The following is an 11,888-nucleotide window of genomic DNA, read 5'->3' as shown; positions in this document are numbered from 1 at the left end:
TGTGACCCATACATCCAGTAGACAGCAGCATAAAGGCTTCAGCAAGCCTAATCTTTCGTATCCAGTTTTCAGCGTGCAACACGCTACGTTTGGTGGCGATGGCGGAGGGGAACCACGCGTTCCCATACCGAACACGACCGTTAAGCCCTTCAGCGCCGATGGTACTTAGACCGCAGGGTCTTGGGAGAGTAGGACGTCGCCAAGCACGAGAGACCTATCGCATGTGATGCGATAGGTTTTTTGTTTCTTCCGTATCTAATTTCGATTAAAAATTGAGGCCTTAGAACGCTCTGCATGAGCTTCTAAGGCCTCTTTGTTATCTGCGGTAATAAGATGCTTCTCTAGACTGAAGCCTAAGTACGCCGTCCTTCTGCTCCTTACGGAAAGAGAAGGACAGAAGCATACGCGGGATCAGCAGCCATAGGTGCCAACTTACAATGCTAATCATCAATGATTCTTTGATCCATGGATATAGAAGCGCAATGGCACAAAGGCCGATCCAGAACATATGACGATGAACTCGGCGAAATAGGAACAGCTTGATATCATTAGCCGGTTTAAATCCAATCCATGGGGGTGTAATACGCCACACCCATTGCCTGTCAGCTGCTTCGTCCACTCGGATAAAAGTAAGCAGTATAATCGCGATATGGATGATCTGCACGACTGCAAAGCCGAAAAGCCATGAAAATAGACCATCCATTTCATACATAAGCATTTGGAAAGCCAATAATACGGCTGCAATAAGCAAATGGCTCTGAATAAGCTCAGGGCGAATGATTTTTCGTTTTACAAGCTGATATTGATAAATTGTAGCATTTTGTTGTTCAGATAATTTTTGACGCATATTTACTTTTCCTTTCCTTCTCAGAGATACTGTGACTCTCGTTAACTATATCGGTATTTACAAGCATTCTGTCCATAGCTTTATGAAACATTTTTACATATGCTGTAACCATTAGCCCATACGGGGCATACGATATATAAATATTTGAAATGCGCTATGAAACAAGTATAAATAGATAGACTATGTGTCATAATAATAGTTAATAAGGGACGATCAGAAAGCGGGGATTGTTATGGACGATAATCGCGAGTATCAGTGTATTATTTGTAACGAGGAAAAGGCTGAAGGTCAGGGTATTCGGATAGTGACCGGTTTTATCTGTGATACCTGTGAAGCGGAAATGATAAGAACAGATGTTAAAGATGCCAAATATCCTTTTTTCATTAATCAAATGAAGCAAATATTTTTGGGTAAAAATGCATGAGCGGTTTCTGATTACAGAAGCTGCTCTTTTTTTGTAGTGTTTATTGAATATTATATATAATAGAAATAGGAATGAATGTTTACTGGAGAGGATTGTACATAAACAATGAAGCCCTTTATTGCTCCGTTATTTGAAGCGCTTGTGAATCATACCCGTACCAAGCCAGTCGGATTTCACGTACCCGGCCATCATGGGGGACAAGCACTTAAGCAACCATCATGGAATGATCAATTAAATGATGATGTAGTCGATTATTTTTATAAAATAATGCAGCTTGATTTAACTGAAATATCATCAACCGACGATTTGCATCATCCTGAAGCTTCTATTAAAGAAGCACAGCAATTGGCTGCAAAAACATTTGGTTCAGAGGAGACTTACTTTTTGGTTGGAGGAAGCACCTCTGGGAATATGGCGCTACTGCTCGCCGCATGTGATCCAGATGATATTGTTATCGTTCAGCGGAATGTACATAAATCCATTATAAATGGTTTGAAGCTTGCTGGGGCCAAAGCAGTGTTCCTCTCGCCTCAGATTGAACCGTTATCGGGGTTAGCAACGATTCCTTCTGTCCAGCAAGTGGAAGAAGCGCTTATTGAATATCCTGATGCAAAAGCTGTCTTTTTGACTAACCCGAATTATTACGGTATTAGTGTGAAACTTAAATCATATGTTGAGACTGTCCATCGGTATAATAAGCCGATTTTCATAGATGAAGCACATGGTGCGCATTATGGCTTGGAGCCAGCTTTTCCGCAGTCGGCAATGTCAGAGGGAGCAGACGGCGTTGTACAGTCAGCGCATAAAACATTGCCGACACTTACGATGGGGGCGCTTCTTCACATTCAAGGCAAAAGAATATCAAGGGAATTGCTGCGTCAGTCGCTTGCGATGATTCAAAGCTCAAGCCCGTCGTTTCCGATTTTGGCTTCAATAGATATTTCCCGAGCAATGATTGATGCTTTGGGTGCTGATCTTTTTAAACAAAGTCTTGAATCAGCGGCGTTTTTCCGTCAATGGCTGCATCGTCACTCATCCGTTATACGGGAGATGAAAATCGATGAAAATAGCGAATCAGACTTGCGATCAGATCCGCTGCGACTAGTGTTATACGATTCTAGCGGTAAGCGAACCGGTTATGAGCTGCTGAAGCACCTGGAGCAGCATGGCTGTTTTGCTGAGATGGCAGATCCTAAGTATATTGTACTTGTTGTCGGTATTCAGACATCATTAGAGGACATAAAGAGGCTGCAGGAGGCTGTTGAGACACTTGAGTCCAATGCTACGACAAATAACAACTCTGATGGGCTGATGCCTGATGATAAAGAGGGGTGTGCGACGCCAGCAGCTTCAATAATTACCTGTCATGAGAGCCGCTTGATATCAGAGCCTGTTTCGTTTGCGAGATCTAGGTTTAAGAACAAATCAAGTGAGCGAATACAGCTGAAAGATGCTGTACATCATATATCAGCAGAGATGGTTATACCTTATCCGCCTGGCATCGCTATTTTGTATCCAGGAGAGAGAATCACGGCAGAGTTAATTGAGCATATACAAAAGCTTGCCGAGATGGGTGCAAAGTTTCAAGGCGCTGCTGATGGAATGATGAATACCATAGCTGTTTACCCTGAATAAGCTTAAATAGCAGAACGATTATGAACTTGAAGTAAATGTTGATTGTACTAGGAGTACCGCTTTGTTAATATAGAAGAAAGTATAGTTAACATAACGTTAGGAGAAGCCTTAGTTTGAAAAAAGGTGTATTCATTACCATAGAAGGCGGCGAAGGAGCCGGCAAATCGACACTGATTGAACAATTGACGAATATAATGCTTCAAAGGGGAAAGTCGATCACGACGACGAGAGAACCAGGAGGCATTCCCATTGCAGAACAGATTCGTGCCGTTATATTGGATCGCGAGAATACTGCAATGGATGCAAGAACAGAAGCACTGCTTTATGCAGCTGCGAGAAGACAGCATTTGGTGGAAAAGGTCGTTCCAGCACTGGAGAAAGGCGAGTTTGTTATTTGTGACCGCTTTGTAGATAGCAGCTTGGCTTATCAAGGTTATGCGCGTGGGCTTGGGATAGATGAGGTCTGGGCCATCAATCAATTCGCGATTAAAGAAGTGATGCCTGATCTGACGATCTACATGGATGTGTCTCCGGAAGTAGGTCTCGGACGTATCGCACAAGCATCAGAGAGAGAAATCAATCGTTTAGACCTAGAGAAGCAGTCTTTCCATGAGAAGGTGCGAGAAGGCTATATGAAGCTGTTGCAGCAGAACCCGGAACGAATCGTGCTTGTAAATGCCGAAAATAGTGCGGATTTGGTGTTTGCTGACGTTTTATCAGCAATTGATGAGCGTTTTGCAGGATTTTTTGCAACCGATGTCAAACTTTAAAGTATAGACGTAATTCTATGCATCAAGAGATTTGTCGTTATGGGGCTTGAGATTCAATAAATGGTTTAATGGTTAAAATTGCAAGTTATTAATAACCTATTCTAATAGTAGTCAAGGGGGAATGAAGATGAAATTAGTAATCGCGGTTATTCAAGATAAGGATAGCAACAGACTGTCAAATGCACTTGTTCGTGAAGGGTTTAGAGCAACGAAGCTGGCAAGTACGGGTGGATTTCTAAGAGCAGGCAATACTACCTTTATGATTGGTATTGAGGATGAGAGAGTACATGAGGTTCTTCAAGTCATTAATGCAAATTGCAAAGTAAGAGACCAATTGGTTACTCCTGTATCACCGATGGGCGGATCAACAGATTCCTATATTCCTTTCCCTGTTGAAGTACAGGTTGGTGGAGCAGCTGTATTCGTAATGCCTGTTGAACGATTTGAGCATTTCTGAATGGGCGTGATATAGGGTGAAAATTGATCAAGGCTTTCGACCATTGGGACAAAACCGTACAAACAACGAAGCCACAAACAAACAGATACAGCCAAGAAGCTTTGCTGATGTGATGGTTCAGCAGGATGCTGATCGTACACAAGAGCAGCTTCAACTGAAGCTGCAGGACATTCATAGACAAGGTGATCGACTTGCTAGAGTGATGACTGTCCGTGAATTGAAAATTTATCGTCAAATGATCAAGCAATTTTTGGAGGACACCATCCGGCGCGGCGTTGTGCTGAAGGAAGTCAAAGGCTTCGATCGCAGAGGACGAATTAAACGATATAAACTGCTGGATGAGATCGATGCGACACTCGTCTCCATGGCTGAGGATTTACTCGACAGTGAGCAAGGAAGAATTGACTTGCTTAACAGGATCGGTGAGATACGAGGCCTTCTTATTAATTTATTGTTTTGATGATAAGAGAGCAGGGAAAGGTAAGGAACGGCGATGAGCTTCGAAAATATTCCGGGGCAATGGAAAGCGCAGCGGATTTTGACCCACGCTTTGCAGAGCGGTAAAATTTCTCATGCCTATTTATTTAATGGTCCTTCAGGTACGGGAAGAATGGCGATGGCTCGCGAATTTTCAAAGGCATTGTTCTGTACGGCAGGTATTGCCGCTGCTTGCGGGGAATGCTTGGAGTGCAGAAAATTTGAACATGGCAATCAGACAGACTTAACGACGATAGCGCCAGATGGCCAGTCCATAAAAATTGATCAAATTCGCGAGCTGCAGCGAGACTTTTCTTATCGCAATAGCGGGACGAAGCGCAAAGTGTATATGATAGAGCAAGCTGACAAAATGACGCTGCAGGCTGCGAATAGTTTACTGAAATTTTTGGAAGAACCGTTGTCGCCAGTTGTTGCTATTCTGATTACGGATAATGGACAAGCTGTTCTTCCTACTATTCGTTCTCGAACGCAGTGGGTGCCTTTCCTGCCGATGTCGCCTGAGATTATGCTGCAAACTCTTATTGCTGAGGGTGCTCCATCTATTTTAGCCCGAACCGTTGTTCAATTAACATCAGGTTTAGACGGTGCAAGACAATTTCTCCAGCAGAATCAGTTTGCAGAAATCAGAACCCTAGTGATACAATTAGGCAAGGAGAGTTTGACCCGATTCACCGCGGCGATGATCACTGCTGGACAACAGCTATTTAAAACAGATTTGGTAGAGCATACGCAACTGCTGTTGTCGTTATTAGTTATATGGTTTAAAGATTTGATACAGTTCCAGGCCGGCAGGCAGGACAACATCGTTTTTATAGATCAGTTGGATTGGATAAGTAAACATGCATTTAATCGTTCGTTCGCAGGTTGGGTGTCCTGCATCGAGCATACGTTAGAAGCGAGTAAGCGTATGCGAGCGAATGTTACGCCCCAGCTCGCATTTGAGCAACTATTGGTAAACTTACAGGAGGGCTAATTCTTGTATAATGTCATCGGCGTCCGCTTCAAGAAAGCGGGCAAGATCTATTACTTTGATCCGGTTGAGCATCCCGTGGATAAGGAACAACATGTTATTGTTGAAACAGCACGCGGAATCGAATACGGTAAAGTGGTGGTGGGACAGAAGCAAGTCGGTGAATCGGATGTTGTTCTTCCTCTTAAGAAAGTGATACGTATTGCAAGCGATGTGGATGCAAAAGTTGTTGAAGAAAATCGCGCCGCAGCCAAAAATGCGTTTTCTACTTGTCTTGAAAAAATTAAAGGTCATCAGCTTCGCATGAAGTTAGTTGACGTTGAGTTTACGTTTGACCGTAACAAAATTATTTTTTATTTTACGGCAGAAGGCCGAGTTGACTTTCGCGAGCTAGTAAAAGATTTAGCCAGCGTATTTCGAACTCGGATTGAACTCAGACAAATCGGAGTTCGGGACGAAGCAAAGATGCTCGGTGGTATTGGTCCATGTGGACGAGTGCTTTGCTGCTCCTCTTGGCTGGGTGATTTTGAGCCCGTATCGATCAAGATGGCCAAGGATCAGAACTTATCGCTTAATCCGACAAAAATTTCTGGATTATGCGGTCGTCTCATGTGCTGTCTGAAATATGAGCATGACAATTACGAAAGCATTCGAGAAGAACTTCCGGCAATTGGAAAATTCGTAGTCACCTCATATGGTGAAGGTAAGGTAACTGGTATTAATACATCCACCAAAAGTGTGTATGTGCAATTATTTGATACACCAGGTAAACCGAAAGAACTGTCGATGGATGATGTCGTCATCAAATAAGCGGCAGAGTGCGATTCTCACGGGTGAGGTTACACTCACGCTTGAAGCTCTGGGGTGGGAACTTGGAGAAGAACAATATTTTTGCGAAAATGGACGAGCTGGATAACCAAGTAGGTGTGTTCCATAAGGAGCTTACGGACTTGAAGCAGAAGGTAAAAGAGCTGCTCGAGGATAATAAGCGTCTAAGTGAGGAGAACAACCAGCTGCGTCAGTTGTTTAAGAGAGAGGCTGAGCTAGAGCATGAAGTTGTTGCAGCTCCAGCCAAAGGAATTAAACCGGGAGTAAGCAAAGAGGAACAGGTCATCACTGACCATGCATTCGCGGAAGCGGGAGCAGCTATTGGTGAAGGCCATGACAACTTAACTCGGTTGTATCACGAAGGATTCCACATATGCAACGTTTATTACGGGCATTTGCGGACGGAAGGCGACTGTTTATTCTGTCTATCCTTTCTTAATAAATAGTGGAATCCGTACGACATGCCGCCCTTGCCGCAAGGGGCGGTATTTTTATTAAATATACAATCAAGGAGCGGCCCAAATCGTGTCGGAACATATAACCTTAGCAGAAAACGAACGTCTCGATGATCTTATGACAGAAAATGGTTTAAAAATTATACAAAGCCGGGAAGTGTTCAGCTTTTCACTTGATGCCGTATTATTGTCACGGTTTGCAAGTGTGCCAAAGCACGGGCGAATTGCTGATTTATGTACGGGCAATGGTGTTATACCGATGCTTCTTACAACGAGAACAAATGCGCAAATTGATGCGGTTGAGATTCAACCGAGATTGGCGGATATGGCTAGAAGAAGCGTAATGCTGAATAAGCTGACGGAGCAAATAAACGTTATTGAGCAGGATTTGAAATTATATCCTAAGATTGCGGGTAACGGGGTATATGATGCGATAACGGTAAACCCGCCTTACATGCCAATAACAGCAGGTGAACAAAACGAAAACGAACATTATGCGATCGCAAGGCATGAGATTCATTGTACGCTGGATGATGTCGCAGAAGCATGTTCTAGGCTGGTGCGCCCTGGCGGCAAGGTCTCGATGGTTCATCGTCCTTCGCGTCTGCTTGATATTGTGGAAACGATGCGCAAATGGAGACTTGAGCCGAAGCGGATTCAATTTGTGCATCCTCATGCAAATGCAGAGGCAAACATGGTATTAATAGAAGCAATGCGTGATGGGAAGCCTGACATCAAGCTTCTTCCACCAATAATGGTATATGAGAATGGGGTGCAGATCGTTTGAATATACAAAAAAGCTTTGCCGATGCTTCCAAAGAAAATGTTGGAAGCCTTTATTTGGTCGCGACACCAATTGGAAATTTAGAAGATATGACTTTCCGTGCGATTCGTACATTGAAGGAAGTACAGCTTATCGCTGCTGAAGATACGAGGCAAACACGGAAGCTGCTTACACATTTCGAGATTGGAACTCGTATTGTCAGCTATCATGAGCACAATAAACAAGCCAGCGGCCCTGAGCTGATCAGATTGCTTCTAGATGGGCAATCCATCGCATTAGTTAGTGATGCGGGTCTGCCGGCTATTTCGGATCCAGGTGCGGATCTCGTGAAGGACGCTATTGAAAATGGTATTTCCGTTATTCCTATTCCAGGAGCGAATGCAGCATTGTCTGCACTTATTATATCGGGTCTGCCTACGGACCGATTTTTGTTTGCTGGATTTCCGCCGCGCGAGCGAAAGTCATTAATGAAATGGCTGCTCGATATGCAAGCACAGAAAGGGACCCTGCTTTTCTACGAGTCACCCCATCGTATAAACAAAACACTTGATGCACTTCAGGAATGTCTCGGCGATCGCCAAATAGCATGTATCAGAGAACTGACAAAACGCCATGAAGAAGCGGTCCGCGGCCGAATTTCAGAATGTATAGCATGGTTTGAGGAGCATCCGCCGCTCGGAGAATTTTGTGTTGTGGTGGAAGGATCAGAGGGTGAGGGGGCAAGTGAGCTGCCAGCGGCAGATATTTGGTGGTCTGAGCTTGATCTTGCTGCCCATGTTGCTCATTATGAGGAACAATTTGATCGTAAGGAAGCCATTAAGAAGGTTGCGCTCGATCGAGGTTTGCCTAAACGCGAAGTATATAATGAAGTAAATAGATAGATGATTATCATATATGTGAAATAGTAGACAAAAAAAAGACCTTCCTGGCCGGGTTCAAGCGCAGGAAGGTATCAAGGAGTATAAAAAAGGTTAGAATTAACAAGTTAATAAGTACAGTATAACTTATTTTTTTTATTTTGTCACAGGTGTTGGCATTTCTGACAAACAAACATGACAAACAATTTTTCCTTTGAAATAAGATACGTTTTCTGCGTTGCCACAGAAGATACATGCAGGCTCATATTTCTTAAGCATGATGCGCTCGCCATCTACGTAGATCTCAAGTGCATCTTTCTCGCCTATTCCAAGTGTACGGCGCAATTCGATCGGTATAACGACGCGTCCTAGCTCATCAACCTTACGAACAATACCAGTAGATTTCATCATAATCTATTATTGCCCCTCTCAAAATACGTTTCGTCATCGTTCGACATAGTTTTTGCTTTTATGATTACTATAATACCAACGATTACCATAATAGTCAACCAGGAATATTCCCCGGATAGCTGAATTCACAAGTATTTGACTAGTTAGTACGGTCATATTACTCTGTAATAGAATACAACAGCTTCGACAATTTGGAAACTAATTTCCGACACTATTCGACATGAAAATCATTTTTTGTGTCGAAAATATGAACAAAGGAGATGAGAGACGATGAAAAAACAGCTGACCGAAGAGAAAGTTTTTAAGGATCCTGTTCATCATTATATATATGTACAAGACCAAACGATTTGGGATCTGATCAATACAAAAGAGTTTCAAAGACTGCGCCGGATACGACAGCTAGGAACCTCCTATTTGACCTTCCATGGAGCAGAGCACAGCCGGTTTTCACATTCACTTGGCGTATATGAAATTACTCGAAAAATTATTTCTCAGTTTGAACGAAACAGCTATCCTGACTGGCCAGTCGAAGAAAAGCTAGTCTCGCTTTGTGCTGCTTTATTGCATGATGTTGGTCATGGTCCGTTCTCGCACTCCTTGGAAGAAGTATTCGACACGGATCACGAAGAGTGGACATGTAACATCATTTTGGGAGATACAGAAATCAATCGCGTGCTAAGTGCTGTATCGGAGCAGTTTCCTGCTCAGGTCGCTGCAGTCATACAAAAAAAATATCCACAGCCGATTGTTGTTAGTTTGATTTCAAGCCAAATGGATGCTGATCGGATGGATTATTTGCTCCGAGACGCGTATTTTACAGGTGTAAACTATGGAACATTTGATTTAGAACGCATTTTGCGCGTATTGCGTCCTTATAAAGGGCAAATTGTAGTTAAAGAGAGCGGTATGCATGCAGTCGAGCATTATTTGATGTCTCGTTATCAAATGTATTGGCAAATTTACTTCCATCCGGTGACCAGAAGCTCGGAAATTATTCTACGTCAAATATTTCGTAGAGCACAGGAGCTTTACGTGGGTGGCTACTCCTTTCAGTGGATGCCTAAGCAGCTGAAATGCTTGCTTCAGAACACGATGACGGTGCACGACTATCTGAAGCTGGATGAAGCGCTCGTTCAGACCGCTTTCGCAGAGTGGGCGGAGGAGCATGATTCTATTTTAAACGATCTATGTGAACGATTTCTGAACAGGCATTTATATAAGTACATTACGCTTGAAAACCCGGATGAAGAGCTGCTAAATGAGATTAGCGAATGTTTCTCTTCTATAGGAATGAATCCGGATTATCATATGGAAATTGATTTTCCATTTGACTTGCCATATGACGTATATCGACCAGATAAAAAAGAAGGAGAAAAGAAAGAAAAAGCGCCGATTTTGTTGTTAGATGGTTTGGAAGATATAAGCGAAATATCCTCTAAATCCGACATTGTTCGTTCTATTACCGGCCTGCATCAAGGACAATATCATCTTTATTATCCAGAAGAGCCGCTCAAAAAAAATATTCATCGATTGCCGGAATCACTTCGTAAGCTTTTCAAACTCGATTGAAGGAGCATAACATCAACATGACATTACTTTTTGATACACATACCCATTTAGATTCGGAAAAATTTGATGAGGATCGCGACGAGGTCATCCAGCGTGCGAAGGATGCAGGCGTGCATATGCTTGTCAATATTGGTTTTAACCGTGAAACAATCCCTACAACCATGGCGCTTGCCGAGAAATATGATTTTATATACGCAGCAGTTGGTTGGCACCCAGTTGACAGTATAGATATGCTTCCAGAGGATTTGGAATGGATTGAACGTCTATGCGCGCATGAGAAGGTTGTCGCCATTGGAGAGATTGGACTCGATTATCACTGGGATACTTCTCCAAAAGAGGTACAACAAAGGGTTTTTCGTGAGCAAATTCGTCTTGCTCGTAAGGTGGGCAAGCCAATTGTCATTCATAATCGGGATGCTCATGAGGACATTATTCGTATTCTTCAGGAAGAGAATGCAGCAGAGGTTGGCGGTGTCATGCATTGCTTCTCCGGCAGCTGGGAAACGGCTAAACAATGTCTTGATATGAACTTCTATATATCATTTGGAGGACCCGTTACTTTCAAAAATGCAAGGGTGCCAAAAGAGGTGCTTAAGCAGGTTCCAATCGACCGGATTTTGATTGAAACCGATGCTCCATATTTAACTCCACACCCGTTCAGAGGGAAGCGAAATGAGTCCTCTTACGTCTCTTTAGTTGCAGAGACAGCAGCCGAATTATTGGGCAAAACGGTAGAAGAAATAGGTGTAATTACGACTGAAAACGGTCGAAGATGTTTTGGTATTGTCTAAAAACGAGAGAAATAGTGAGAAATAGAGACCTTTATCGCGTAAAAACTAATTTTTATAGCGATAATCGCTTATTTTTTCCTGCTTTATCCTGCTTTTTCGCTTAAATCGTCTTTTATCGTATCTTTACAATTGACCTCGTATGAAGGTATGATTCATCTCAGAGCAATAAAATTTTGTATTGGATTTCCAGTTTACGCTTAATCTCCATTCGGAGAGCGGGGGAACCATGTACGGTTTTTAATTCCGTATTTTGAATTCTTCAGGGGTGAATTTCGAAGCCATTGCCATGAGCATTGTGTAACGAATAGGGCGACTCTCTTGTCCGAATCCGTCAGCTAACCTCGCAAGCGTTATAGAGAGTGATCAACCTCGTGCATCCATTTTTCTGTATCCCAGTGAATCATTTAACCGGGAAGCCACGAAACAGATCCTCTGTCGACGGCTTCTTTTTATTTTCGAATAATCGGGAATTTGTCGACATAGGGATAAAAGATGGGGGTGGGAGGATCGATAGCAGTACTGGATTGCGTGCTCGCACGCCAATATACTATAGTCGCGTCAGTTGTATCATGCGTAACACTTGGCGGCGGGG

14 protein-coding genes, 1 rRNA gene and 1 riboswitch are annotated in these 11,888 nt (G+C 43.0%); of the genes, 13 read left to right on the top strand and 2 right to left on the bottom strand.

Annotation, left to right across the window (positions count from 1 at the left end; genetic code table 11):
* The first annotated feature begins 88 nt into the window (after nt 1-88).
* A 5S ribosomal RNA gene (gene rrf, locus AC1DM9_RS30920) occupies nt 89-205 on the top strand.
* A gap of 111 nt (nt 206-316) precedes the next feature.
* Here the strand turns inward: rrf and AC1DM9_RS30915 are convergent.
* On the bottom strand, nt 317-847 hold the full coding sequence (locus AC1DM9_RS30915) for a hypothetical protein (RefSeq protein ID WP_076271261.1): 531 nt from the start codon (nt 845-847) through the stop codon (nt 317-319).
* A gap of 232 nt (nt 848-1,079) precedes the next feature.
* Between AC1DM9_RS30915 and AC1DM9_RS30910 the strand changes: the two genes are divergently transcribed.
* From AC1DM9_RS30910 to rsmI, 10 genes are all read left to right on the top strand, one after another.
* Entirely contained in the window at nt 1,080-1,271 is a 192-nt protein-coding gene (locus AC1DM9_RS30910) for a sigma factor G inhibitor Gin (RefSeq protein WP_339205847.1), read from the top strand.
* Nucleotides 1,272-1,376: 105 nt separating this feature from the next.
* Nucleotides 1,377-2,906 carry an aminotransferase class I/II-fold pyridoxal phosphate-dependent enzyme gene (locus AC1DM9_RS30905; protein WP_477511745.1) on the top strand — a complete coding sequence of 510 codons (1,530 nt, stop codon included), beginning with the start codon at nt 1,377-1,379 and terminating at the stop codon, nt 2,904-2,906.
* 113 nt (nt 2,907-3,019) lie between these two features.
* Nucleotides 3,020-3,676, top strand: coding sequence for a dTMP kinase (gene tmk / locus AC1DM9_RS30900; RefSeq protein WP_339205851.1), 657 nt, complete (start codon nt 3,020-3,022; stop codon nt 3,674-3,676).
* 127 nt (nt 3,677-3,803) lie between these two features.
* Nucleotides 3,804-4,133 carry a cyclic-di-AMP receptor gene (locus AC1DM9_RS30895; protein ID WP_054025787.1) on the top strand — a complete coding sequence of 110 codons (330 nt, stop codon included), beginning with the start codon at nt 3,804-3,806 and terminating at the stop codon, nt 4,131-4,133.
* A 16-nt stretch (nt 4,134-4,149) separates the two neighbouring features.
* Nucleotides 4,150-4,593 carry a YaaR family protein gene (locus tag AC1DM9_RS30890; protein ID WP_076271265.1) on the top strand — a complete coding sequence of 148 codons (444 nt, stop codon included), beginning with the start codon at nt 4,150-4,152 and terminating at the stop codon, nt 4,591-4,593.
* Between the two features lie 33 nt (nt 4,594-4,626).
* Complete coding sequence (gene holB, locus AC1DM9_RS30885) at nt 4,627-5,604, top strand: DNA polymerase III subunit delta' (protein WP_076271266.1); 978 nt, start codon at nt 4,627-4,629, stop codon at nt 5,602-5,604.
* Between the two features lie 3 nt (nt 5,605-5,607).
* The gene (locus AC1DM9_RS30880; protein ID WP_053373398.1) at nt 5,608-6,411 is read left to right on the top strand and encodes a PSP1 domain-containing protein; all 804 of its coding nucleotides are present in this window, start codon (nt 5,608-5,610) and stop codon (nt 6,409-6,411) included.
* Nucleotides 6,412-6,473: 62 nt separating this feature from the next.
* Complete coding sequence (locus AC1DM9_RS30875) at nt 6,474-6,875, top strand: initiation-control protein YabA (protein ID WP_076271267.1); 402 nt, start codon at nt 6,474-6,476, stop codon at nt 6,873-6,875.
* Between the two features lie 127 nt (nt 6,876-7,002).
* Nucleotides 7,003-7,671: a tRNA1(Val) (adenine(37)-N6)-methyltransferase gene (locus tag AC1DM9_RS30870; protein ID WP_076271322.1), complete on the top strand. Its 669-nt coding sequence runs from the start codon at nt 7,003-7,005 to the stop codon at nt 7,669-7,671.
* Nucleotides 7,668-8,549 carry a 16S rRNA (cytidine(1402)-2'-O)-methyltransferase gene (gene rsmI / locus AC1DM9_RS30865; protein WP_477511748.1) on the top strand — a complete coding sequence of 294 codons (882 nt, stop codon included), beginning with the start codon at nt 7,668-7,670 and terminating at the stop codon, nt 8,547-8,549. Before AC1DM9_RS30870 ends, rsmI begins: the two co-directional genes overlap by 4 nt.
* A gap of 132 nt (nt 8,550-8,681) precedes the next feature.
* Here the strand turns inward: rsmI and AC1DM9_RS30860 are convergent, their stop codons facing one another.
* Entirely contained in the window at nt 8,682-8,936 is a 255-nt protein-coding gene (locus AC1DM9_RS30860; protein ID WP_054025791.1) for an AbrB/MazE/SpoVT family DNA-binding domain-containing protein, read from the bottom strand.
* Between the two features lie 270 nt (nt 8,937-9,206).
* On the opposite strand from AC1DM9_RS30860, the gene AC1DM9_RS30855 reads away from it, so the two are divergent.
* Both AC1DM9_RS30855 and AC1DM9_RS30850 read left to right on the top strand, forming a co-directional pair.
* Nucleotides 9,207-10,505 carry an HD domain-containing protein gene (locus AC1DM9_RS30855; protein WP_477551982.1) on the top strand — a complete coding sequence of 433 codons (1,299 nt, stop codon included), beginning with the start codon at nt 9,207-9,209 and terminating at the stop codon, nt 10,503-10,505.
* 17 nt (nt 10,506-10,522) lie between these two features.
* Nucleotides 10,523-11,296 carry a TatD family hydrolase gene (locus AC1DM9_RS30850; protein ID WP_076271270.1) on the top strand — a complete coding sequence of 258 codons (774 nt, stop codon included), beginning with the start codon at nt 10,523-10,525 and terminating at the stop codon, nt 11,294-11,296.
* A 184-nt stretch (nt 11,297-11,480) separates the two neighbouring features.
* A riboswitch (cyclic di-AMP (ydaO/yuaA leader) is annotated at nt 11,481-11,661 on the top strand.
* The last annotated feature ends 227 nt before the right edge of the window (nt 11,662-11,888 follow it).

Source organism: Paenibacillus sp. 01T431, assembly GCF_056398625.1.
This window is presented reverse-complemented; position numbering and strand designations above follow the sequence as displayed.

Excerpts from the sequence above, each read along its gene's own strand:
- AC1DM9_RS30855 (WP_477551982.1), top strand. The coding sequence starts at position 9,207 with ATGAAAAAACAGCTGACCGAAGAGAAAGTTTTTAAGGATCCTGTTCAT.
- holB (WP_076271266.1), top strand. The coding sequence starts at position 4,627 with ATGAGCTTCGAAAATATTCCGGGGCAATGGAAAGCGCAGCGGATTTTG.
- AC1DM9_RS30915 (WP_076271261.1), bottom strand. The coding sequence starts at position 847 with ATGCGTCAAAAATTATCTGAACAACAAAATGCTACAATTTATCAATAT.
- AC1DM9_RS30860 (WP_054025791.1), bottom strand. The coding sequence starts at position 8,936 with ATGATGAAATCTACTGGTATTGTTCGTAAGGTTGATGAGCTAGGACGC.
- AC1DM9_RS30905 (WP_477511745.1), top strand. The coding sequence starts at position 1,377 with ATGAAGCCCTTTATTGCTCCGTTATTTGAAGCGCTTGTGAATCATACC.
- AC1DM9_RS30850 (WP_076271270.1), top strand. The coding sequence starts at position 10,523 with ATGACATTACTTTTTGATACACATACCCATTTAGATTCGGAAAAATTT.
- AC1DM9_RS30895 (WP_054025787.1), top strand. The coding sequence starts at position 3,804 with ATGAAATTAGTAATCGCGGTTATTCAAGATAAGGATAGCAACAGACTG.
- AC1DM9_RS30870 (WP_076271322.1), top strand. The coding sequence starts at position 7,003 with ATGACAGAAAATGGTTTAAAAATTATACAAAGCCGGGAAGTGTTCAGC.
- AC1DM9_RS30910 (WP_339205847.1), top strand. The coding sequence starts at position 1,080 with ATGGACGATAATCGCGAGTATCAGTGTATTATTTGTAACGAGGAAAAG.